The following is a 23,479-nucleotide window of genomic DNA, read 5'->3' as shown; positions in this document are numbered from 1 at the left end:
TCAGATCCCCAACTCGACGTTGCCGGGACCGTAGTGCTTCAGCAGGACGAGAGGCTCGCAGTCGGATTCGTTGGTGATCGTCACGCCGCGCGAGGCTGCTGCTGCGGTGACGAAGTATTCATCGCGGGTGAGGTCGTGGATCCGAACCATCGTGATCGCACCGATCGGCTGGTCATTAATTCTCCCATGACCTTGAACCGCGATGATCCCATAGGCGTCGTTTTCCGGAATGGTCGCGGAGCGACCCGGCATGACGGTGAGTTCCTTTGCCGAGAAGGCACTGGATTTGTAGACGATCCACTTTTCCACGAAATCGCCGGCCCCGTGCTCGCTAGAGTGCGCTGTCGCATAGGGGATCAAGGTCCGGTTCTTGTGGAAATCGGGATCGACATTGGCTTCCCAATCGAGCATCCCAACGAGGTGCTCCAGGTCTCCATGGTGCTCCGGCGGAACGTCTTTCCACAGAAGATCCGTCCCGACCTCCATATTATTCGACCAGGATTCGAACATCGACAGCACATCGGAGGCCCGTTGCGGCTCGTATGTGCAAACCGACGAGGGGGCGTGAAGAATGCCCGCGGGCACATCCCATCCTTGTCCGAGCCTGGTCCGATAGCCCTGTGAGTAGTCGGTGATCCGATTATCGCCGCCTCGTTCATGACGGGACAGCGCTCGAACGATCTCCTCCGGCGAGGTCTCCGGATTCAAACCTATGTACATGATCGATTGCTCCCCCAGGTAGTTGTTCATCTGCGGGGAGTAGTAGTACGCCTCTGGCTTGCCGCGCAGTCCCATCGGCAGCATGTCCTTGTCCATCGGATGCATGTGGAAGGGGAGCGGCAGTAGGTTGTCGTAGAACTTGGAGTAGGCGGCCCACCCTCCCTCGGCCTTCCACATGCGCTGTCCGATGACGTCGACCGGAGCGGTCTCGACGATTTCATCGAGGGGGACCAGGACGCCCTCATCAGGATCTACGGCGAGGGATAGGCCTTCGTAGGGGCCGGTTCCCGGGCCGTTATCGGCGCGAATCGCAGATCCAAGCCATCGTTCGTCGATGCCTCCTCGTCCCTTGGCGAAGGGGTAGTAGTCATCCGGGTGCAGCCGGAGCCTGCGGCCAGGAGTGCAGAACGCACGAGGCACCCATGCGGGCGCGAGTCGGAGGATTCCCCCGTGCGCATTGAGCACGCGGTCGATCGCCGACGCGGCGTGGCTGACAGGGATGGTGAAAGTCGTCTCCTGGGAGGGCATGTCATCCTCTTCCGTCGTTCTTCGGGTGTGTGAGCGCCCGTCTTCGCCCGACGGCCGCTTTGATGACCGGATCCATCGACAGGGTCCAGCAGATTGAGCACCTGGGCCTCATTGCCCAGACGACAGATCCTCGAGGAGGATCACAAGCATCATGTTACCGGTCACATCACGTTTGGAAGATCACATTTTCATATCGATCGTGAAATCCGCTGGAGCAGCTAGGGCGTTCAGATTCGGATCAAGAGGCGTTCTCGCGACAGGAGCTCTCCCCAGTTCCTCACTCGACGGTCACAGACTTGGCGAGGTTGCGCGGCTGGTCGACGTCCAGTCCCTTGGCGGTCGCCAGCTCGCACGCGAAGATCTGAAGGGGGACGACGGCCAGGAGGGGGGCGTACAGGGTGGGGGTCGGGGGGATGCGGAAGACGATGTCGGCGAAGGCGTCGACCGAGGAGTCGCCCTCCTCGGCGACGAGGATCGTGCGGGCGCCCCGGGCCCTGACCTCCTGGATGTTCGCCAGGACCTTGTTGTGCAGTTCGGCGCGGCGCGGCGTCGGGACGATGACGATGACGGGCTGGCCGTCGTCGACGAGGGCGATGGGCCCGTGCTTGAGCTCGCCCGCGGCGAACCCCTCGGCGTGGATGTAGCAGATCTCCTTGAGTTTGAGGGCGCCCTCGAGGGCGACGGGGAATCCGACGTGGCGTCCCAGGTAGATCACGGAGGAGGCGTCGACCATGGTGCGGGCGAATTGGCGGACGGTCTCGGCGCGGTCGAGGATCCACTGGATCTTCGCGGGGGCCTCGGCGAGCTTGTCCATGTAGTCGGCGATCTCCTCGGCGTACTTGTTGCCGCGGACTTGGGCGAGGTAGAGGCCGAGGATGTAGCAGGCGGTGACCTGGGCGGTGAAGGCCTTCGTCGACGCGACGGCGATCTCGGGGCCGGCGTGGGTCAGCAGGACGGCGTCGGATTCGCGCGAGATCGTCGACCCGGGGGTGTTGACGACGGCGACCACTCGGGCGCCCTGCTCGCGGGCGTGGCGGATCGCCTGGATCGTGTCCATCGTCTCGCCGGATTGGGAGATGGCGATGACAAGGGTCTTCTCGGTGACGACGGGGTCGCGGTAGCGGAATTCGCTGGACAGCTCGACCTCGACGGGGATGCGGCACCAGTGCTCGATGGCGTAGCGGGCGACCTGGCCCGCGTAGGAGGCGGTGCCGCAGCCGAGCATGACGATCTTGTCGACGCCGCGCAGGATGTACTCGGGGATGCGGATCTCGTCGAGGGTCAGGTGCCCGTGCGAGTCGAGGCGGTCGGCGAGCGTGTCGGCGACGCCCCGGGGCTGCTCGTTGATCTCCTTGTCCATGAATGTCGGCCAGTCGCCCTTGGTCGCGCGGTCGGAGGCGAAGTCGACCTCGTACTCCTTGAGGGGGACGACGGCACCGGACGGGTCGATGACGGTGACGCCGTCGGCGGTGACGGCGACGACGTGGTCCTGGCCGATCTCGACGGCGCGGGAGGTGTGCTCGACGAAGGCGAGGACGTCGGAGCCGAGGAAGTTCTCGTTCTCGCCGAGTCCGACGACGAGGGGGGAGGAGCGGCGGGCGGCGACGACGAGGCCGGGGGCGTGCTCGGTGACGACGAGGAGGGTGAAGGTGCCTTCGAGGATGTCGGCGACCGCCCGCATCGCGGCGACGAGGCGACGTGCGGCGGGGGCGGTGGCCTCGTCGGCTCCGGCGATGTCCCCGTCCCATGCGGGGGTTGCGGGATCGTCGTAGGCGCGTTGGATGAGGTGGACGACGACTTCGGTGTCGGTCTCGGAGGCGAAGGAGGCGCCGTCGTCGATGAGACGGGCCCGCAGGGCGTCGGCGTTCTCGATGATCCCGTTGTGGACGAGGGCGAAGGCGCCGTCCTCCGATCGGTGCGGGTGGGCGTTGGTGACGGTGGGGCGCCCGTGCGTGGCCCACCGGGTGTGCCCGATGCCGGCGAGCGCGTCGTCGGGGCCGGCGCCGTCGATGGCCTCGCGCAGGTTGGCGAGCTTTCCGACGGCGCGGATCGCCTCGAGACCGCCGCCCGAGGCCAGGGCGATGCCCGCCGAGTCGTATCCGCGGTACTCCAGGCGGGCGAGCCCGTCGAGGACGACCTCACGGGGGCGCTGGGAGGGGGTGTTCGCGACATGTCCAACGATTCCACACATGGGGTCCATTCCAGCACACGGCGGGCACCGGCGGCCTCGCGAAGCACCGGCGCGCGCGAAGCGGCGCATTTGCGCCCATGAGCCCGTGGATCGCGGCCGATGCGATTCGCGGCCGCGCTCGACGCCGGCCGGCACGGGCACGCGCGCGGGGCTTCGATGGGGGACAATGCCCTGGTGGATCCGTTGACTCCCCCGCCTCCCCTGTCCCCCTACGCCGTGTTCGACCGGGCCCGGTGGGATCGCCTCGTCGAGCGGACTCCGCTGCCGCTGACGCAGGAGGACGTCACCCGGATCGCCTCCCTCGGGGACCCGATCGACATGACCGAGGTCGACGCGATCTACCGGCCGCTGTCGGCTCTGCTTCAGCTCTACGTCGACGGGAGGAGGCGCACGGCCGACGAGCGGCGCGCCTTCCTGGGGGAGGCGGAGGCGGCGCCGACCCCGTTCGTCATCGGGATCGCGGGGTCCGTCGCGGTCGGCAAGTCGACGGTGGCCAGGCTCTTGCAGCTCCTGTTGTCCCGGTGGGAGCGCACGCCGCGCGTCGACCTGGTGACGACGGACGGGTTCCTGTACCCCAATGCGGTGTTGGAGGAGCGCGGCCTCATGGCGAAGAAGGGGTTCCCGGAGTCCTACGACCGGGCGGGGCTGCTCGCGTTCCTATCGGCCGTCAAGGCGGGGGTGGCCGATGTCGCGGCCCCCGTGTACTCCCATGTCGTCTACGACGTCGTCGAGGGCGAGTACACCCATGTCCGCCAGCCCGACATCCTCATCGTCGAGGGGGTCAACGTCTTGCAGCCTGCTCGGGTCCAGGCCGGGTCGGTGTCGGTCGCGGTGTCGGACTACTTCGATTTCTCGATCTACGTCGATGCGGATCCCGCTCATATCGAGCAGTGGTACGTCGATCGTTTCTTGACGCTGCGTCGCACGGCGTTCTCCCGCGAGGACTCGTTCTTCCGCACGTATGCGGGGTTGACGGACGAGGAGGCGGAGGCGACGGCCCGGATGATCTGGTCGGCGATCAATTTGACGAATCTGCGCGAGAACATCGCGCCGACCCGCGAGCGCGCGACGATGATCTTCCGCAAGGGCTCGGGTCATCGCGTGGAGTCCCTGGCCCTGCGCAAGGAGTAGCGCCCCGTCGCGCGATCCCTCAGCGCTCCCTCGCCTCCTCAGCGCGCCCTTTCCCGGCACTGACCTCCCCCGCATGCTTTCCCCTCTCCTCGACGCCCGCCTCCCCCCCCCCATGCTTTCCCCCGAAAACGAACATTTCCTACCGAATAAAGCGCAAAAAATTCGTTTTCGAGGGAAATGCCGGGACCTCGAGCGGGTGAGCGGGAACGTCCCCGGTGGACGGGGTCCCAGGGAAATGCCGGGACCTCGTCCGGCGGACTCTGACTCGTCCCCGCATGCCTCCCCTCGCTTCCCCCGTTTTCTCCCGCACTATTTCCCCCGAAAACGAATGTTTCCTACCGGATAAAGTGGGAAATGTTCGTTTTCGGGGGAAAGCGGGAGGCCCCGAGCGACGGGATCAGACGCCAGCGGGATCACGAATCAGCGGGCTCAGGCACCGGCGCATTCACGCGCCGAGCCTACGCGCGCGCAGTTTTAACCGAACCTACGCACACAGTTTTTATTCATGCAGACGACCCGCTCACACGCGAAAACCGCACACACGCAGTGGCCCGCACACACCAGGCCCACTCACGCACAGCGTGGCCCACTACGCAGGGGGGCGCACGCACCAGGCCCGCTCACACGCCACGACCGCCACGCACCGAGCCCGCTCAGCGCAGGACCCGTTCAGGGGCGGATCGGAAGACCACGAGAACCCGAGACCACGGGAACCGGAGACCAGACCGCCCCCACCGCTACAGGGCCAGGCTCTCCCGGACGACATCGGCCAGACGCCCGGCCACCTCATCGGCCCGCTCCTGAGTGGCAGCCTCGATCGGGCGTCCCGCGCCGATCTCGCCGGGCGTCGGCCGCCGTGTCAGGAGCGGACGCGCAGCCCGATCCCGTCGAAATCGCCGAGCCCCTCCAGTCTTCGGATCAGGCCGCCGCTGGAGGCGAGGAACCCGACGGCCTCGACGGTGTAGCGCCCGATGAGCCGCCGGGGCTCGTGAGCGATCCTCCACGCCCACCCGAGACGCGCCCGGTGAACCCAGCGCGGGAAATAGCGCTCCGAGCGCGCGTACTGATCGAGCCACCCCCCGGCCGTGCACACCGATGCGTCCGGGAGCCATTCGTGGATCATCGAGCCGACGCGCTCCTGGAGACCCGCGCCCAGCCCGACGACGACGAGTCGGGGCGAGAAGTCGAGGATCCTCCGAGGGTCCTGTTTCAGGGCCGTCAAACCGGAATAGCCGTCAACGCACATGACGTCGAAGCGCGGTAGCCGTTGGGCGACCCGGTCGGCGACTCCCGGCTCGGCGCCGACGAGGGCGATCCGCGCCTCCTCGTCGAGCAGGTCGAAGACATGAGGAAGGACCAGGTCCGCCGAGCTCCTGCCGACCCCGTGCCCCGAGCGTCCCAGGGCCATCTGCAAGAGCGTCCCGTCGACACCGATGAGGTCCATGCGGGCCAGGTATTCCCAATCGGCGTGAAGGAGCGACCAGTGGTTGATCCAGGTCGTTCGAGTCCCGGGTTCGAGAGCCCGACGGGCGACGGCACGATAGAGGGCATCGTCCCCATCGCCCGCCGGGGGCTCGGACCGGGGCGCGTTCATCGGCTCAGGGAAGCCGACAGATCGAAGGTCATCGACGGGGTCGACAGGTAGCCGACGTGCTCCTCGACGCCGATCCGGTTGACCCCGTCGACGAGGTATCGCGCGGGCACCGTGATCGTCAGCGGCGCGTTGATCGCCAATCGGGTGTTCACCGACGAGGTCGCCCGGGTCGTGTGGGTGACCGGTTTGCCCTCGGCGAGGCGCTGGCGGCCGACCTCATGCCCGTTGACGTACACCACGGCGCCGTCGTCGGCACGGACGCTCAGGGTGAGTTCAGCCGAATCGGACAGGTCACCGAGGTCGATATCGCGGGCGAAGTAGGAGGTGGCGGCCCGATCCGAACGGGGGATGTCCAGGGCGGTGACGACCGAGGAGTGCCCCCAGCCGATCGGCCCGGCACCGGTCCTCCAGCCGCTGATGTCGCCGGTGGTGGTCCAGTCGGGGGCGGGCGCGTCCTTCTCGACCCAGTAGGACCACGTCTCGCCGGAGGCGACGACATCGCCGGATGCGATGCCCGTGGCGTCGATCGCCGATAGCGGTTGCCCCTGCGGGCGCCCGGCGCCGGGCGCCTCGGCGTCGGCGGCCTCATCCGAGTCCTCGCCGGAGGGGGCGGCGTCCTGCTCGACGGGTTCCGACGGGTCGTCCTGCGCGGCGGCCAGCGCGGCCGGAGCTGCCGTGGAGACGGTGGCCTGCATCGTCATCGTCTTCGAGCCGCGGTAGTTGAGGTGCGTCTCGATGGCGATGACGTTCTCGCCGACGACGAGGCCGGAGGAGGGGACGGCGACCGTCGTCCTGTCCTGACGGGCACGTGAGGCCGACACGGCGGCGTTCGCGTGGGTCCCCTGGGCGACCGGCCCGTCGTCGATGCGGGTGCGGGAGACTTCCCGGCCGTTGACGTAGACGACGGCTCCGTCGTCCGCCGTGTAGGAGATCGAGATGCCCCCGGCCCTGGTCCGGTCGTCGAGCGAGATCGTCTTGCGGAAGTAGGTCGTCACCGGACGGGTCGCCGCGGCACCGGGGGTCAGGACGGTGCCCAGGCCCGAATCGCCGTAGCCGATCGGCGCGGTGCCGGTCGTCCAGGCGGAGTCGTCGAAGCCGGGGGCGTTCCAGTCGGCGGGGACCGCGTCGGTCGCCCACAGGTACTTCCACTCGGCGGAGTCCTCGACGAGGACGGGGTTGTTCTCGTCGGCCTGCCCCGCCGCCGGGGCCGAGTAGACCGGCGACGACGCCGAGCGGTTGCCCGCGGCGTCGACGGCGCGGACGAAGTACCGGTTCTCGCCGCCCCGGGGGACCTGCGCGGTGGTGGTCTTCGAGACCGCCACGGGGCGGTCGTCCCGCAGGATCTCGTACCCGGCCGCGTCGGGGACGCCGTTCCACGCGAGGGTGATGGACGCGGCGTCGCTGGCGGTGCTGCGCACGAGCGAGGGCGCCTCGGGAGCGCTCTGGTCGCGGGCCGGGAACCGGACGAACCCGCCGCTCCACTGATTCGACGTGAGGGAGGTGAACGACCGGTTGAAATCGCCGCCCGCCCACAGCGAGCCGTTCGAGTCCGTTTCAAGGGCCCAGGCGCCGGTCGACCGGGTCGAGTTCAGCCGGTAGGGGGCCCATCCGATCTGCTTGCCGGTCGCGCCGTCCCAGGCGCCGACCCAGCGGATCTCATCGGCCCGGCTGAAGTCGTCGTAGAAGTAGAACTTGGTCGCGTCCTCGTAGGAGAAGTCGGAGCAGTGGCACGAGGCGTACAGGACGCCGTTCTGCGCCGTCGTGATCGCCTGGACATCGCCGCCGTTGTTCATGGTGATCGACCCGGAGACCCGCCTCATATCCGATCGGGTGTAGCCGAACAGGCTGTGCTGGGCGCCGCCGAAGTAGACGCGGTCGCCGAACACCTTGACATCCTGCTGGTAGGTCCCCCGGTGGTAGGACGGGACGAAGGAGAAGGAGGTGTCGACTCGGGCGCCCGCCTCGGTCGAGACGCGGGTCGCGTTCTTCGCGGTGGTGTTGATCGACCTCGTGAAGTGCCCGGCGGCGTAGTAGTAGGACTGCTCGGGGTCGGCCGTGCCCGCCAGGACGGCGCCGTTGAACTCGGGGTTCCACGAGCGGTCGGGCTTGCCCGTCAGCGAGACGCGCGCGGCGTTGCGGCCGTAGACCTTGTTGGCGCCCTGGCCGGACAGGTGGGTGAAGGAGCCGCCGAGGTAGATGTAGTCGCCGGATACGGACGCGCTCTTGACCGAGATGCGCCCGGAGGACAGGTTATTGACGATCTGGAGGTCCCAAGCCGGGTCGATGGCGCCGGTGGCGGGATCGATGAGGACGGTGCCGCGGTGGCTCTCGCCGTTGACCGTCGTGAAGTCCCCGACGACGAGGAGCCTGCCGTTGGGCAGTTCGACGAGGTCCTTGACCTGGTTGTTGAACTCCCACGTCATCGACCCGTTCCAGGCGCCGGTGGCGACATCGAAGGCGGCCAGCCCCGAACTGCGGGTCTCCCGCCCCTTCTCCCCCTTTTTGACGCCGGTAAAATTGCCCCCGACGAACATCGTCGAGCCGATCTCCTCGAACGCCTGGACCTGGATCGATCCCTCGGCGACGGAACCGTTGAGGTTGCCGGAGACGCCCCACTCGGAGGGGGCGGCGAATTCGGAGACGGCGGCGGTCACCGTGGTCGCCGGAGTCCCCGAATCGGCGATGCGCTGGAAGCCCGGGTCGTCCGAGGAGATCTGCGGGCGGATGTACGCCTCGGCGTAGGGCATGAGCGCCCGGCCGACGTTGTACAGGAACGTCGTGTTAGAGCTCGTGTCGGACCACCATCCTCGGGCGGAGGCGTACTTGCCGTAGGCGAAGCCGAGGATCCCGCTGCGGGCCGTCGACGTCGTCATGTTGACCCCGTTGAACGATTGATCGCTGCCGAAGGTGTCCCAGATGCGGCCCTCGTACCAGTAGCCCCTGTTGTTGTAGCGGTATTTGACGGGGTGGGCCGACTTGAAGGGCCAGACGAAGTCCTTCATCTTCGGCAGGACCATGTCGACCGTCTGCCACGAGGAGCCCCGGCTGTCCTGGGCGCGGACGACGCGCAGCCCCTCGTTCAGGGACGACACGGCGCCGCCGCCGAGGAGGCCGTTGACGGTCTCGGTCGACAGCTGGACGGTGCCGAAGTCGGCTGGCGTCCTCTCGCGACGGGTCAGGGCGGCGGGGTCGCCCTTGCCCTGGGTCCACGTCTCCCATCCCTCGCGGCCGCGGCCGATGAGGACCCATCCGCCCCCATCGGTCGTCTGGTCGCAGAAGAACTGCTGAGGCGCCTTCATCGTCGGCGTCTGGAGCCAGTAGGCGCCCGAGGGCGACTGCGGGGAGTCCCTCTTGATCTGCCAGCACGATGCCGCGGCCGTCGCGGCGCTCGACCCGTCGCGGGCGATCGTCTGGGCGTGGGGGGAGTCGTCGGCCCTGGCCTGAACCGGGGCGATGGCCAGGGCTGTCAGTGCGGCCAGTGCGGCGAGCGGGACGGCGGCGAGCGCGCGTGCGCGGCGGCGAAGGGGCATGAACGTCCTCAATGTTGTCGAGCGCCCACGGGAGCGCCGGGTATGTTTGTTGCTAGTCGAGCGAATCATCTTATGGATGCGTGCTCGTTTTCAAGCCGTCGACGGGATTGTGTGAGCCGCCACCGCGACGCCGTCACCCCCCGTCCCGCCGCGCGGAGAAGACCGCCCCCAGCCCCGACAGGTGGAGCGGCCTGCGCATCACTCTGCACATGAGCGCGAAGCATGCCGCCGAGGCGGCCGTCCCGATGAGCAGGCCCGTGAAGGAGTCCCGCCCCGCGATGAGGGCGGCGACGGCGCTCGGGGCCCCCACCGAGACGAGCCCTCCGAGAAGCGGGAGCACCGCCCGGCCGATCCTGGGCCTCAGGCCGGTGAAGGCGATGACCTGGACCCCGGCCATCAACGCGTCGAGGACCATGCACGCGGCCCAGGCCGCCGCGGCCCCGATCATCCCCAGGCGCGGGACCAGGACGATGTTGCCGACGACGTTGACGACGAGGACGACGGCCTTGTTGACGGCGGCCCACCCGGAGCGCCCGCTCATGATGAGCAGCGAGTGGATGTTGCCCGCGAGGAAGGTCACGACGGCGCCGAGGCACAGGACGACGAGGACGGCCGATCCGGAGGCGAACTCGTCGCCGAGCAGGCGCATGAGAGCAGGGGCGAAGACGGCCATGAGGATGTGGATCGGCGTGGCGAAGAGGACGAGCCAGGTCGTCGCCGTCGAGTAGAGGCGATCGAGCTCGTCGAGCCTGCCGAGGTGCAGGAGGCGGGAGAACCGGGGGGAGACGACGACGCGCAGGGCCGTGTCGACGATCAGCCCGGCCTGGATGAACCGGCTCGCCCCGGCGTAGACGCCCGCGGCGGCGCTGCCCGCGAGCGCGCCGACGAGGAGGACGTCGAGCCAGACGAGCCCCTGCTCCAATCCCGCGGTCAGGGTCCGGGGCAGGGCGAAGGAGAGGATCTCGCGCCTTCGGGGGGCGTCGGGCCAGCGCGCCGACGAGGCCGATGCGGGCAGGCGCCGCAGGAGCAGCGTCCACGACGCGACGAGGGCGACGAGGAACGGCAGGGCCCACGCCACGGCGACGAGCGCGAGCGAGCCGGACAGCGCGGCGGCGGCCGCCACGAGGAGAGGGCGCGAGCCGGGCAGGGCGATGTTCTGGACGACGACGTACTCGCGCATGCTCCCCACGGCCCGCAGCGCGGCCGCGGCGACCACGGCCAGCGAGCCGAGGGGGACGAGCCACACGACGGCGCGGACCGCCTCAGCGACCTCGGGTTCTCGCGCCGACCAGATGAGCGGGGCGGCCGCTTCGAGGACGAGGACCGTCGCGGCGGAGACGCCGATCGTCGTCGCCGCCATGAACGTCAGGCACGCGCGGATCTGCTCGGGGGCGTCGATGCGCAGGCGGGGGAGGAGGTAGATCGAGGTCGAGTCGAGGCCGACTTTCGTCAGGCCCATGACGACGGCGAATACTCCGGTCGCCTGGGTGACGACGCCCGATCCGGCAGGGCCGAGCATCCGGGCCAGGACGACCGTCAGGGCGAATCCGAGCCCCGCCGACGCCGCGGCTCCGGCGAATCCGAGCGCCCCCGAGCGGGCCAGGCCCCTCCTGTCGGTGCGATCCCCGCTCATCCGCGGCCCCCGGCCTGGAGTATCCTCGTGTCTCCACGTCCTTCGCCCCTCGCGTGAAAGAGTACGCTCATGCACTCCTCCCCCTCCCGTCGTTCCCTGCTCCTCCTCGTCCTCGTCGCGCTCGTCGTCGTCGCGCTCCTCGTCGGATGGTGGGCGTGGGTGCTGTCGCGCCCGGCCGGCGTCGACGACGCTGCCTCCGGATCGGGCGTCTCCGATCCGGAATCGGGGATTCCCGAGACGACGGCCCCCGAATCGGCCGGCCCGGCCAACACCGGCGACGTGTCGGGGCCCCTGTCCCAGGAGCAGGCGGCCGAGCAGGTCGGATGGGCGCTGGCGACCGTCTCGGAGGGCCTGGCCGATCCGGCATCGGGACGGGCGACGGACCTGTCGGGCATTCTCACGGGTTTCTCCCTGGAGGAGTACGCGGCGCAGGCGGAGGAGTTCGACGACACGGGGCTCCACCAGGAGGGGGCGCCGTCCATCGAGGACCCGGTGCTCGTCGAGGCCTCCGACGACGGGACGCGGATCACGCTCCAGGCGTGCGTGGACTCGTCGGGCGTGACGATCGTCAACGAGGCGGGGACGCGCCTGGAGCGGACGTCGGACCGGGCCCTGTCCCTCTTCTTCCTCGTTCTCGAGGACGGCGCCTGGAAGATCGAGAAGCAGGGGTTCGCCGAGGACCCGACCTGCTGACGGGCCCCCGGCCGTCTGCCGTGCGCGGCCGTCACGCTCGTCGCCCCCTCGACGGCGCCGGCCGGTTGGCGCGACGGGATTTCGCGTAGAGGAGGGGCCCTTCGAGGAACCCTTTGATCTCCGAGGCGGTGAGGGATGCGGGGACGTCGTCGTCGGCGCCGCTGACGCGCTCCGATCCTGGGCTCAGGCGCGTGAGGATCGCGGGGACGCGCGACGCGAGGACGAGGAGGGTCGAGGGCCGTTCGAGGGCGGACTTGACGAGGAGCGCGGCCATGCCGGACCCGTTGCCCCGTATCTGGGCGTCCAGGCCGGCGGGGTCGCGGCGGTGGCGGTGGTGGACGAGCGCGTCCGGGGTGTGGACGATCGGGCGGCCCAGGCGCAGGATGCGGGCGAACATGTCGAGGTCCTCCCCGCCGCGGGTGGGGGTGCCCGCGCCGAGGGCCGGGTCGAAGGGCCCCGCCTGGGCGAGGGCGTCGCGGCGGATCGCCATGCAGACGCCCGCCCCGACGCGGGCGGTCGTCACCGGGTAGAGGGGGCCTCCCTCGCCCGCGTCCCCCAGTCCGGCGGCGCCGGCGGGCGGCGAGCCGACGCTCCACACGCGGGGGACGAGGTCCTTGGGGAAGCCGCCGCGCGACTCGAACCAGCGTTGCGCGGCGGTGGCGAGTTCGGCGGCGAGGACGACGCCGGTCGTCGCGCCCACCGCGGGGTCGGCGGCGAGGGGGTCGAGAAGGGCGGTGAGCCAGTGGGGGTCGACGAGCGCGTCGTCGTCGGTGAAGGCGACGACGTCGCCGGTGGCGGCGAGCACTCCCCTGTTGCGGGCCCGCGAGAGCCCCGCCCTGGGGGCCTCGACGATCGTCATGCGGTCGTCGTCGATGCCGGCGAGGGCTGCCCGCGTGCGCCCGCTGGCCGGCGCGTTGTCGACGACGACGAGCCGGAAGCCGGGGTGGTCCTGGGCGAGGACGGATTCCACGGACCGTGGGAGGACGTCGCATCGGCCGGTCGTGCACAGGACGACGGTGGCGCTCAGGCGCGCCCCCGCCCCCTCGTCCCACGGGCGCGGGGGCGCCGGGGGGGCCGCGAGGACTTCGGGGGCCCTCTCCGGGGCGCCGGTGGGCCCCAGGGGGATGATGGCGGAGACGCGGCGGTGGTCGCGGACGACGACGAGGGCCCGCGGGTCGTTCGATCCTCCCGAGATCCGGACGACGTCGGGGGTCGTCCGATCGACGTGCCAGATCGAGGAGGCCAGGGGGTCGGTCTGAGGTTGATCGGGGCCGGTCATCGGTCCTCCTGCCTGATCGGGGCCGGCGCGAGCCGACCGCGGGTTCGGGCGGCGGCGGGGCTCATCGGGGTCCTCCGTCGGCTCGGGCGGCGCGCGCCCAGGCGATGCGGGCGCGGAGCCGCCGGGTCAGGCGGGTCGCGCGGAGCCCGCCGAGGCGAGCGATTCCGGGGGCGATCGCCGCTTCGAATCGGGTGAGGGCGTCCTCCCGCTCGGCTGCGGGCAGGCCGACGAGGGAGACGAGGCGCGGCAGCCTCTCACCGGTGAGGCTCTCGGACAGGTCGGCGAAGGCGCGCGCCTGGTCGGGGTCGTCCCATGAGGAGGCGCGCCACGAGGAGGAGGCGGTGACCTGGGCCGGGTGGATCCGGTAGACCAGTCCCCATGCGGCGAGCCTGCGGATGGCGGCGCCCGCGTGGGCCGATCGGATCCACAGGTCGTAGTCCTCGGCCGGGACTGGACGGTAGCCGCCGACGCGGTCGAGGGCCTCGCGGGTGGAGACCATCGTCGGGTGGCACAGGGGGTTGGTCAGGAGGAGGTGCCAGCCGATCTCGTCGGGGGCGATCTCGTAGGGCGCCCGGGGCCGGGGCAGGCGGCCGACGAGTTCGACGACCTGGGTGAAGACCATGTCGTCCCCTTGTTCGATCGCGCCGAGGGCTCGCGCGAAGCGCGAGGGCAGGGAGATGTCGTCGCCGTCCATGCGCGCGACGAGCCGGGAGTCGGTGGCGTCGAGGAGCTGGGAGAGGACTCGCGCCACTCCGCCCTCCCCCGGGGTCGCCGTGATGATGCGGAGTCGCGGATCGACGGCGCCGCCGCGGCGGGTGGCGCCCGCACAGGCCCTCTCGGCCGTCGCGTCCGTCGAGGCGTCGTCGGCGACGACGAGTTCGGCGTCTGCGGGCATGGCCCGCAGGGTGGAGGAGACGGCCGTGCCTATCGTGGATTCGCAATCGCGGGCCGGGAGGATGACGCTGAGGTCGGGCATGTCATCGCCCCGCTTGGGCGGCGTCGAGGGCCCGCAGGTCGCGGTAGCGCCTGGACAGGGAGATCGCGCTGTGGGCGAGCGCGGCGGTCGCGAGCGCGGTGTAGGCGATGGCGAAGGGCCCGGTCAGCCCCCACAGGGCGAAGGACCAGCACAGGACGCCCGGGTCGGTGGGCAGGAGGATCAGGGAGCGCAGGGTCCCGCCGCGGGTCTGGTCGCGCCCGGCGGCGCGCACGAACTGCTCGGCGAGGATCTGGCTGAGGAACTGACCGGAGGCGACCCACGCGTAGACGAGGGCGACCGGCGCTAACCAGGGCGTCTCGGGCCTGTGGAGGACGACGGCGGTCGCCGTGCACAGGTGGATGGCGGGGGATCGGAACGCGTCGGCGACGTGGTCGATCCACTCCCCGGTCCTCGACGACGCGCCGGTGACGCGGGAGACCTGCCCGTCGGCCGAGTCGAGGAGGAATCCGGCGGCGAGCAGGAGGGCGATCGGCAGCCCGGTCCAGGAGGACGGCTCGAGGAGGACGAGCAGGAGCAGGCCGAGTCCGGACAGGGCGACGGAGATCGCGGTGACGAGGTTCGGCGTCCATCCGCAGGCCGCGGCGAACGCCGCGACGAGTCGGGCCCCGCCGCGGTTGACCCACCGCATGTAGGCGGGCACGCCGTCCCCCGGTTTCTGGGCCGAGGCGAGGGATTCGCGGTAGGCGCGGAAGCGCTGCGACCAGGGCAGTGCGTCGATGGCGTTGGGGTCGGGCGTCATCGGCCCTCCTCGATCTCGTCGTCGAAGTCCTCCGGCGAGATGAAGCGGCGCAGCTTCGTCGAGGAGGTCGAAGGGGTGTAGGGCAGGTAGACGACGACGGCGCCGACCTCGGCCATCTCGGCCTCAAGCCTGGCGCCCTTCGCCGTGCCCTTCCAGTCGTCCCCCTTGAAGAGGACGTCGAAGGGCTGGAGGCGCCAGGCCAGGCGCTTGTCCTGATCGAGGTCGACGACGACCGCGTCGACGAATCGCAGCGCGGACACGAGGTCGCAGCGCTCCTTGAGGGGGATCACGGGGGGCCTCCCTTTCATCCGCTCGAGGGCCTCGTCGGTCGTCACGCCGACGACGAGCCGGTCGCACCGCTGCCGCGCGGCGCGCAGGATGTTGAGGTGGCCCATGTGGAACATGTCGAATCCGCCGGGCACGTACCCGGTGATCGGCCCCTTGGGCTCCGTTGGTTCTCGCACCGGTCCAGTGTGCCAGACGGGCCCCGGCCGACCGCCCGTCCCTCCTCGAATGACCGGTAGATCACTCGCCTCGCCGCCCCGCGACCGGTGTCCGGCGACGCCCCATGCCTCCAACCGCCTCATCCCGCCCACGGGCCCCACGCTCCCCCACGACTCATGAGCACGCTGTCACGCGCTCGACCCCGAGGCCCGCGTCCGTCCCGACGCCTCACGCGTCCGACTGCCTCGTCCCGCCCACGGCCCCGCACTCCCCCTACCGTCTCGTGCCCGGTCGGCGCACGGGCCTCGTCCGGCGGACTCTGACTCGTCCCCGCACGCGTTTCCCGTCTCCTCGACGCCCGCCTCCCCCCACGCTTTCCCCCGAAAACGAACACTTCCCACCAAAAACAGGCCCAAAAATTCGTTTTCGAAGGAAACGCCGGCACCTGGGACGGACGGATGGGCGGGAACGCCCCCAGTGGACGGGATCCCGGGGAAACGCCGGCCGCGGGCGGACAAGCTGGCAGACGAGGAGGACGAGGCACCGGCGCATTCACGCGCCGAGCCTACGCACACACAGTTTCAGCCGAACCCACGCACACAGTTTTATTCACGCACACGGCCCCCGCTCACACGCGGAAACCGCAAGGTCCGGAAGAAAACGGCCTCGGCCAGCGTAGTCAAGCGCGCTCACGCGCGGAAACCGCACACATCATGGGCCCACTCACGCACAGCGTGGCCCAATAGGCAGGGGGGCGCACGCACCAGGCCCGCTCACACGCCACGACCGCCACGCACCGAGCCCGCTCAGCGCAGGACCCGTTCAGGGGCGGATCGGAAGACCACGAGAACCCGAGACCACGGGAACCGGAGACCAGACCGCCCCCACCACTACAGGGCCAGGCTCTCCCGGACGACGTCAGCCAGACGCCCAGCCACCTCGTCGGCCTGCTCCTGAGTGGCAGCCTCGACCATGACGCGCACGAGCGGCTCGGTCCCCGACGGGCGCAGCAGCACGCGGCCCGTCTGCCCCAGCTGCTCCTCAGCGGCTTCGACCGCCTCCTGCACACGCGCGTCGGTGCCCGCCGAAGCCTTGTCCACGCCGGAGACGTTGACGAGCGTCTGGGGCAGGCGCGTGACGATCCCGGCCAGCTCGGCCAGGGACTTGCCGGTGCGCTTCATGCGCGCCGCGATCCTCAGCGACGTGAGAACACCGTCGCCCGTGGTCGCATGGAGGGTGTCGATGACGTGCCCGGACTGCTCGCCGCCGAGCGTGTAGCCCCCCTGGAGCATCTTCTCCAGGACGTAGCGGTCGCCGACACCGGTTTGGACGGTGCGGATGCCATGCTCCTTCATCGCGAGGATCAGGCCGAGATTGCTCATGACGGTGACGACCAGGGTGTCAGAGCCCAGGGTCCCGTCCTCCTTCATGCCGACGGCGAGCAGTCCCATGATCTGATCCCCGTCGACGAGGGCGCCGTCGGCGTCGACCGCGAGGCACCGGTCGGCGTCCCCGTCGTAGGCGACGCCCATGTCGGCGTCGACCGCGGTCACGTAGTTCTGGAGGCGCCCGGGGTGGGTGGATCCGCAGTCGGCGTTGATGTTGAGGCCGTCGGGCGAGGCGTTGATGACGATGACTTCGGCGCCGGCGGCGCGCAGGGCGGCCGGTCCGACGGCGCTCGCGGCGCCGTTGGAGGCGTCGACGACGATCCTCAGACCGGACAGGTCGGTGCCGACGGAGTCGACGAGGTGGTTGATGTAGGTCTGGTCGGCGACGGTCTCCCCCTTGATGACGCGTCCGACGCCGGCCCCGGTCGGCAGGTCGTCGACGCGCCCGATGAGCGACTCGATCTCGTCCTCGACGGCGTCCTCGAGCTTGTACCCGCCTCGGGCGAAGAACTTGATCCCGTTGTCCTGGAAGGGGTTGTGGGAGGCGGAGATGACGACGCCCAGGTCGATGTCCTGCGTGGCGGTCAGGTGGGCGATCGCAGGGGTCGGGAGGATCCCGACCCTGGTGACGTCGACTCCCGACGAGGCCAAGCCGGCGCTGATCGCATGGTCAAGGAATTCGCCGCTGGCCCTCGTGTCGCGTCCGACGATGGCCCGGGGACGACCGGTGCGCGATGCGCTCGAGGGGGGGCCTCCGGTGAGGACTCGCGCCGCCGCCTGGCCGAGCTGGACGGCGAGGCTGGGGGTCAGCAGATCATTGGCGAGGCCGCGCACGCCGTCGGTACCGAACATTCTGGGCATCGGTTCTCCATTCATTGACAGTCAATGCCTTCAGACTACTCGGCGCTCATCGACGCCGAATCGACTTCGGCATGCGCAGCGGTCGCGACAGCACGTCCTGACGGCATCTGGAGCACCTTGTCGCACAGAAGACCCGCAGGGATCAGACGGGGTTCGTCGAGCATCCGCCGGCGAGGCCGCCGAGCGGTCTGACAACGACCGGGGCCCCGCTCGATGAGCGGGGCCCCGGTGTTCGCACGGGCGGCGATTGAGCGATGCTCAGCGCTTCGAGTACTGCGGGGCCTTGCGGGCCTTCTTCAGGCCGGCCTTCTTGCGCTCGATCGCGCGGGCGTCGCGCGTGAGGAATCCGGCCTTCTTGAGCGCCGGACGGTTCGCGTCGCGGTCGATCTCGTTGAGGGCGCGGGCGATGCCCAGGCGCAGGGCGCCGGCCTGGCCGGAGATGCCGCCGCCGTTGATGCGGGCGATGACATCGAAGCGGCCGTCGAGGTCGAGCAGGACGAAGGGCGACTTGACGAGCTGCTGGTGGAGCTTGTTCGGGAAGTAGTCCTCCAGGGAGCGCCCGTTGATCGTCCACTGGCCGGAGCCGGGGACGAGGCGGACGCGGGCGACGGCCTCCTTGCGGCGGCCCAGGCCCGCACCGGGGGCGGTGATGGACTGACCGGCGCCGGCAGGGGCGGTCTCGGTCTCGGTGGTGTACGAGCTGGGGATGGTCTCCTCGTCCAGCTCGACGGAAGCGGTGGTCTCAGCCACGGTTCTCCTCAATGCTTTTCACGGTTGCCTTGGAGCGCGGGGCTCACTGGGCGACCTGGGTGATCTCGTAGGGAACCGGCGACTGGCCGGCGTGGGGGTGCTCAGCACCGGCGTACACGTGCAGCTTCTTGAACTGCGCACGGCCGAGGCTGTTGTGGGGAAGCATGCCGCGGACGGCCTTCTCGACCGCGCGCTCGGGAGCGGTGGCCATGAGGTCGCGGTAGGACGTGGCGGTCAGACCACCGGGGCGCCCGGAGTGGCGGTAGGCCATCTTCTGCTCGAGCTTCTTGCCGGTCAGAACGACCTTGTCCGCATTGATGATGATGACGTTGTCGCCCATGTCCATATGGGGGGCGAACGTCGGCTTGTGCTTCCCACGGAGGAGGGCGGCGACGTGGGCCGCCAGGCGTCCGAGGACGACGTCGGTGGCGTCAATGACGTACCACTTCTTGTCGGCGTCCCCGGGCTTGGGTGAATAGGTGCGCACGGGCGTAACCTTCAATTCTTTCGGTCATGGGGCGCCGTTCCCTTGTCGGGGGGCGCCCGCATTCAAACGGTTCGCGCGAGGCGCTAGCGGTTCGCGACGGCGAGTGGGAGGCACCGAGGGTCCGACTAGCGCACAGCATTGGTCATCCTATCGACGCCGGTGGGGCCGGTCAAAGCCGCGCGGGCACTGTGGGCGATCCCTCATGAGCAGCACGAGCCCCTGCGCCGACGGGCCTGTCGGGAGCGGGCCGCCCACTGCTCGGCGGGCGGATAGGCGACGGCTTCGAGGGTGAGGCCGTGGGCGGGGGCGATGGGGGCGGCGCGTTCGCGGGTGCGCGCGTCGAGGAGGTCGCGGGCCCAGCGGGTGGGGCGGCGCGCCTGGCCGATGAGGAGGTGGGCGCCGATGAGGGATCGGACCATCGAGTGACAGAAGGCGTCGGCCTCGACGCGCGCGGTGATGAGTCCGGCGCCCTCCCGGGCAAAGTCGAGGCGCGTGAGGGTGCGGATCGTCGTCGCCCCGTCGCGCGGACGGCAGTAGGCGAGGAAGTCGTGCTCGCCCAGGAGGGCGGCTGCGGCCTCGTTCATCGCGTCGAGGTCGAGGCCGGTCTGGGTCCACAGGCAGTCGTGGCGGCGCAGCGGGGTGGGGTCGTCGCTGATCCGGTAGGCGTAGGAGCGGGACACGGCGGAGAATCGGGCGTCGAAGGAGGGGTGGACGCGCTGGGCGGAGCGGATGCGGATGTCGGCGGTGCCGCGCGGGGCGCTCAGCCCGCGCTCGTCGAGGAAGCGGGCGTAGTCGCGGGCGAGCATCCCGTTGAGCCGGCGGACGAGGGCGGGACCGGCCTCGTCGGGGCGGTCGGCGCCGCGGGGGGCCAGGCGCTGCCAGGCGCCGGCCGGCAGGTCGAGGTGGCACACCTGGTGCCGGGCGTGGACTCCGGCGTCGGTCCGCCCGGCGACGGTCAGGGCGACGGGGGCGCGCACGAGGACGGCGAGGGCTTCTTCGATCTGTCCTTGGACGGTGCGCAGGCCGGGTTGGGCGGCCCATCCGTGGAAGTGGGTTCCGTCGTAGGCGAGGTCGAGGCGGATGCGGTCGTTCGTCTCTCCCCCGTCTTCTTGCGGGAGAGCCGGGGGGCGCTCGGGGGCGCGCCCGCGGGGGCCCTCCGGCGCGGGGGGCGTTGGCGCCGGCGCGAGGCGGCTCATAGCTCCCACGCCCGGACGCCGCCGATGATCCCGGCGTCGTTGGGGACGATGACGACGTCGTCGCCCAATCGCCCGCGCTGGAGGGGGGTGATCCGGTGGGAGTTCCCGCCGCCGAGGTAGAGGCGGTCCCACATGTACATGGCGCGCAGGCCGTCGACGACGCGGCGCACTCTGCGCGACCAGTGGGAGTCTCCCAGGCGCAGGCGTTCATGCTCGCCGATGTAGTCGTCGTAGGTCAGTCCCCATCGGACGAATCCTTGGGAGACCTCGACGTGGGGGGCGAGAGTCCCCCCGTCGAAGACGGCGTTGCCCAGGCCGGTGCCGAGGGTGACGATCATTTCGAGGCCGGTCCCGGTGATGACGCCGGCGCCGGCGACTTCCGCGTCGTTGAGGACTTTGACGGGGATCGCGAGGGCGTTGTCGAGGGCGCGGCGCATGTCGAAGCGCTTCCATTGGTCGACGAGGTCTGGCAGGACGCGCGAGCGGGGCCCGTCCTTGGTGATGTAGTGGGGGGTGGCGACGACGATGCCGTGGCGGATCATCCCGGGCATGCCGACGGTGGCGCGCGTGGCGCGGGGCAGGCGGGCGGCGAGGCCGACGATGGTGGAGACGAGGAGTTCGGGGGGGAGCGGGTAGGGGGTGGGGGTGCGTCGGGCGGGGGCGATCATCGTTCCCCGTTCGTCGACGACGGAGGCTTTGATCCCGCCGCCGCCGCAGTCGACGGCGAGGGTCATCTCTTCGGTCATGGGCTCAGCCTAGTGGGCGGTTGAGGAGGCTCGGGCCGTGACCCCATCCTCGTTCCACACAGGGGCGATGGTTGAGCAGAATCACCGTCGCCGGCCCCCTCACTGTCCTCGTTCCGCGCAGAGGCGGTGGACGAGGTTCGGGGGCCGAGTCCATAGGACTCGGCCCCCGGGGTCTTGGTCTCCCGCAGCGTCAGCGGCGCTTGCTCCAGGCGAAGATCCCGCCACCGGAAACGGCGGCGAGGGCGGCGGCGCCGGCGATGATCGCCGAAGCGGCACCGGTCTTGGCGAGACCGCCGGCCGCGGGCTTGGCGGCATCGGCCTTGGCAGCGTCAGCCTTAGCCTCGGGCTTGGTCTCCGGCTTCACCTCGGGCTTGGTCTCCGGCTTGGTTTCGCCAGCCTTGAGGAGGCGGTTGTATTCGGCCTCAGCCGCGTCAAGGTAGTTCCGCTCAGCCTCCGCATCGGCAGCAGCGGCAAGCTCCTCATTGATGATGTACTCGCGCATGTCCGCGAGCGCGGCCTCAGAAGCCGCGCCTTCCTTCGCGGTCGGGGTATCGACCTCGGAAGGAGCGGGGGCAGCGGGAGCAACGCAGTGAGCGAGATCCGCGGGCACATCGATGATGCCGAGGCGGGCGTACTCAAGCTCGGCCGCCTGCTCAGCGGTGAGATCGGCGCAATCGATCGGGTCGGCGGCCATAGCGGGGATGGCGCCGAACACCATGAGACCGGTGACAACGGCTCCGGCGACCAGAGTCCTCTTCATCATTCCTCCAAGAAACCAACTGGTGTTGACAGATTTGAAATGCATCGAATAAATGCCACGAGAATCATGCCCCCCCCCACCCGCGGCTTGTCAAACAAGAGTCCCAATATCTCGCAATAAGTTGTCCGCATCATCGACACGCGGGATAACAGGAAAAATCAACAGGGTTTAGCCCACACAAACATTATTTAATCTGGTAAAAATCCGCATAAAACAGAGGTGCGGTGAACACGGTCGGTGATCCGTAGTCGTGGCCGCGGCAGACCGCATCGCCCGAACCGAATTTCGGCGATAAGGACAGACGGTCGTACTCTCGGCCAGTCGCGTCGTTCGGGCCGCTGCCAATGAGTTCCCGGCCTCGCTGTTTGATTTCATTCCCTTATCCGACATCGGCACCGCACTCGCACACAGAAGACGTTCCCCGGGAGAAATGGGCACGACCCTCATGGGCTCGTCACCGCACGCCCGCTCGGAAAACGCCCGATGTCCCGACAGAACGGCACCATGCGTCTTTCCACCGCTGACATGCACACGTCGACTATCGAGAAGCGACGACGCCATCTCGCCCCCGCCCGCGGCATGACAGACGCCACGCGATGTCGCCTCGCCCTCCTTCTCCCGGGCCTCGCCGCCGCCCAGGCGCACGGCGAACGACGCTCGCCTTCGAACCCATGCACCGACTGCTCCGGCTCGTCGGCCCGCACGCATGGTGGATGCTGAAGCCCGGGTCCGCGCGGGAGGACCCGCATGACACGACCGAACACCTCATACATCCCACGCGTCCTGGCCGGGAGTCCACGCATTCTCGTCGGCACCTCATTGGGGGGTCAGAGCATCGACCTACCCCGACCATTGCCCGCATCGGCAAAGGCTCCAGCATCTCCTCCGCGATCGCCATGCCTGAGGGAGCCCACCGCCCAAGGGCACGACTGGCACCGCGTCAGCGCCGTCTCGCTCATCGCTTACCGACCCCCGGCCACGCCGGAGCGCACGGCGAGGCGCTCAAGTCCAAGTCCCCTCGGGGGCGGCGCACTCCCCCGCTATTACCCTCGAAAACGAACATTCCCCACGGGATAGCGCAGGAAATGTTCGTTTTCGGAGGAAAACACGGGAGCGGATGGAGGATGCCCGAATGCGAAGAACCCCGGCCCGACAGCCGAGGTTCTTTCCGCTCCTGCGACTGGATTCGAACCAGTAACCGTCCGATTAACAGTCGGATGCTCTGCCGTTGAGCTACGCAGGAAAGCGACCCGTTAAGTATGAGGCACCAGCCCGGCTCAGGGCAAATCGCGCCGGGTGAGCCCCGACTCACCCCTCCCCCATCGGGAAAGCGCAGAAAAGCGGGCGCCCCGCGAGAGGACGAGGTCCTGCCCGCGGGGCGCCCGATCGGCCCGACCGCATCAGGGGCGGTCAGGCGACGCGATCACTTGAGGGTGACGGTGCCGCCGGCCTCTTCGATCTCGGCCTTGGCCTTCTCGGCGTCTTCCTTCTTGGCGTTCTCGAAGATCGTCGAGGGGGCGCCGTCGACCAGATCCTTGGCCTCCTTCAGGCCCAGGCCGGTGAGGTTCTTGACGACCTTGACGACGCCGATCTTCTTCTCGCCGGCGGACTCGAGGACGACCTCGAACTCGTCCTTCTCCTCGGCCTCGGCGGCTTCGCCGGCGGCCGGGGCGGCAACGGCGACAGCGGCCGGGGCGGCGGCGGTGACGTCGAAGGTCTCCTCGAAGAGCTTGACGAAGTCGGACAGCTCGATGAGGGACATTTCCTTGAAAGCTTCGATGAGCTCGTCGTTGGAGAGCTTAGCCATGGTAG

The 23,479-nt window shown here is 69.6% G+C and carries 18 protein-coding genes and 1 tRNA gene; 2 read left to right on the top strand and 17 right to left on the bottom strand.

The genetic code is table 11. The features are described from left to right. Nucleotides 1-1,248 (bottom strand): hypothetical protein, encoded by a 1,248-nt coding sequence (locus M3T53_RS07775; RefSeq protein ID WP_272433930.1) that lies wholly within the window; start codon nucleotides 1,246-1,248, stop codon nucleotides 1-3. Between the two features lie 277 nt (nucleotides 1,249-1,525). Then, complete coding sequence (glmS, locus tag M3T53_RS07770; protein ID WP_272433929.1) at nucleotides 1,526-3,439, bottom strand: glutamine--fructose-6-phosphate transaminase (isomerizing); 1,914 nt, start codon at nucleotides 3,437-3,439, stop codon at nucleotides 1,526-1,528. Nucleotides 3,440-3,595: 156 nt separating this feature from the next. Here glmS and coaA point away from each other — a divergent pair, with 156 nt between their 5' ends. Further along, nucleotides 3,596-4,570, top strand: a complete 975-nt coding sequence (gene coaA, locus M3T53_RS07765; RefSeq protein ID WP_442866941.1) for a type I pantothenate kinase — start codon at nucleotides 3,596-3,598, stop codon at nucleotides 4,568-4,570. Nucleotides 4,571-5,429: 859 nt separating this feature from the next. Here the strand turns inward: coaA and M3T53_RS07760 are convergent. From M3T53_RS07760 to M3T53_RS07750, 3 genes are all read right to left on the bottom strand, one after another. After that, a complete protein-coding gene (locus tag M3T53_RS07760; RefSeq protein ID WP_272433927.1) occupies nucleotides 5,430-6,164 on the bottom strand; it encodes a WecB/TagA/CpsF family glycosyltransferase in 735 nt (244 codons plus the stop codon). Next, on the bottom strand, nucleotides 6,161-9,694 hold the full coding sequence (locus tag M3T53_RS07755; RefSeq protein ID WP_272433926.1) for a fibrinogen-like YCDxxxxGGGW domain-containing protein: 3,534 nt from the start codon (nucleotides 9,692-9,694) through the stop codon (nucleotides 6,161-6,163). Before M3T53_RS07755 ends, M3T53_RS07760 begins: the two co-directional genes overlap by 4 nt. A 133-nt stretch (nucleotides 9,695-9,827) precedes the next feature. Further along, entirely contained in the window at nucleotides 9,828-11,327 is a 1,500-nt protein-coding gene (locus M3T53_RS07750) for an oligosaccharide flippase family protein (RefSeq protein WP_272433925.1), read from the bottom strand. A gap of 69 nt (nucleotides 11,328-11,396) precedes the next feature. Between M3T53_RS07750 and M3T53_RS07745 the strand changes: the two genes are divergently transcribed. Beyond that, nucleotides 11,397-12,020, top strand: a complete 624-nt coding sequence (locus M3T53_RS07745; protein ID WP_272433924.1) for a hypothetical protein — start codon at nucleotides 11,397-11,399, stop codon at nucleotides 12,018-12,020. Between the two features lie 31 nt (nucleotides 12,021-12,051). Here M3T53_RS07745 and M3T53_RS07740 read toward each other — a convergent pair whose 3' ends face one another. The 12 genes from M3T53_RS07740 to rplL form a co-directional block, all read right to left on the bottom strand. Next, a complete protein-coding gene (locus M3T53_RS07740; RefSeq protein WP_272433923.1) occupies nucleotides 12,052-13,299 on the bottom strand; it encodes a glycosyltransferase family 2 protein in 1,248 nt (415 codons plus the stop codon). 61 nt (nucleotides 13,300-13,360) lie between these two features. Further along, a complete protein-coding gene (locus M3T53_RS07735; RefSeq protein WP_272433922.1) occupies nucleotides 13,361-14,275 on the bottom strand; it encodes a glycosyltransferase family 2 protein in 915 nt (304 codons plus the stop codon). A gap of 1 nt (nucleotide 14,276) precedes the next feature. Continuing rightward, nucleotides 14,277-15,035, bottom strand: a complete 759-nt coding sequence (locus tag M3T53_RS07730; protein WP_272433921.1) for a CDP-alcohol phosphatidyltransferase family protein — start codon at nucleotides 15,033-15,035, stop codon at nucleotides 14,277-14,279. Beyond that, nucleotides 15,032-15,499, bottom strand: coding sequence for an adenylyltransferase/cytidyltransferase family protein (locus M3T53_RS07725; RefSeq protein ID WP_272433920.1), 468 nt, complete (start codon nucleotides 15,497-15,499; stop codon nucleotides 15,032-15,034). Before M3T53_RS07725 ends, M3T53_RS07730 begins: the two co-directional genes overlap by 4 nt. An 870-nt stretch (nucleotides 15,500-16,369) precedes the next feature. Further along, a complete protein-coding gene (glmM, locus tag M3T53_RS07720; protein WP_272433919.1) occupies nucleotides 16,370-17,728 on the bottom strand; it encodes a phosphoglucosamine mutase in 1,359 nt (452 codons plus the stop codon). A 258-nt stretch (nucleotides 17,729-17,986) separates the two neighbouring features. Continuing rightward, nucleotides 17,987-18,478, bottom strand: a complete 492-nt coding sequence (rpsI, locus tag M3T53_RS07715) for a 30S ribosomal protein S9 (protein WP_272433918.1) — start codon at nucleotides 18,476-18,478, stop codon at nucleotides 17,987-17,989. Nucleotides 18,479-18,521: 43 nt separating this feature from the next. Then, nucleotides 18,522-18,965 carry a 50S ribosomal protein L13 gene (gene rplM / locus M3T53_RS07710; RefSeq protein ID WP_272433917.1) on the bottom strand — a complete coding sequence of 148 codons (444 nt, stop codon included), beginning with the start codon at nucleotides 18,963-18,965 and terminating at the stop codon, nucleotides 18,522-18,524. A 200-nt stretch (nucleotides 18,966-19,165) separates the two neighbouring features. Beyond that, nucleotides 19,166-20,161 (bottom strand): tRNA pseudouridine(38-40) synthase TruA, encoded by a 996-nt coding sequence (gene truA, locus M3T53_RS07705; protein WP_272433916.1) that lies wholly within the window; start codon nucleotides 20,159-20,161, stop codon nucleotides 19,166-19,168. Continuing rightward, a complete protein-coding gene (locus M3T53_RS07700; protein WP_272433915.1) occupies nucleotides 20,158-20,907 on the bottom strand; it encodes an ROK family protein in 750 nt (249 codons plus the stop codon). Before M3T53_RS07700 ends, truA begins: the two co-directional genes overlap by 4 nt. A gap of 190 nt (nucleotides 20,908-21,097) precedes the next feature. Continuing rightward, nucleotides 21,098-21,667: an LPXTG cell wall anchor domain-containing protein gene (locus tag M3T53_RS07695; RefSeq protein WP_272433914.1), complete on the bottom strand. Its 570-nt coding sequence runs from the start codon at nucleotides 21,665-21,667 to the stop codon at nucleotides 21,098-21,100. Between the two features lie 1,171 nt (nucleotides 21,668-22,838). Continuing rightward, a tRNA-Asn gene (locus M3T53_RS07690) sits at nucleotides 22,839-22,910 on the bottom strand. 180 nt (nucleotides 22,911-23,090) lie between these two features. Beyond that, nucleotides 23,091-23,474: a 50S ribosomal protein L7/L12 gene (gene rplL / locus M3T53_RS07685; RefSeq protein WP_272433913.1), complete on the bottom strand. Its 384-nt coding sequence runs from the start codon at nucleotides 23,472-23,474 to the stop codon at nucleotides 23,091-23,093. Nucleotides 23,475-23,479 lie beyond the last annotated feature (5 nt).

Origin of the sequence: Actinomyces sp. B33 (assembly GCF_028437565.1) — a bacterium.
Classification (GTDB): Bacteria; Actinomycetota; Actinomycetes; order Actinomycetales; family Actinomycetaceae; genus Pauljensenia.
Note: the sequence above shows the minus strand (reverse complement) of the source record. Positions and strands in the feature narration are given on the sequence as shown.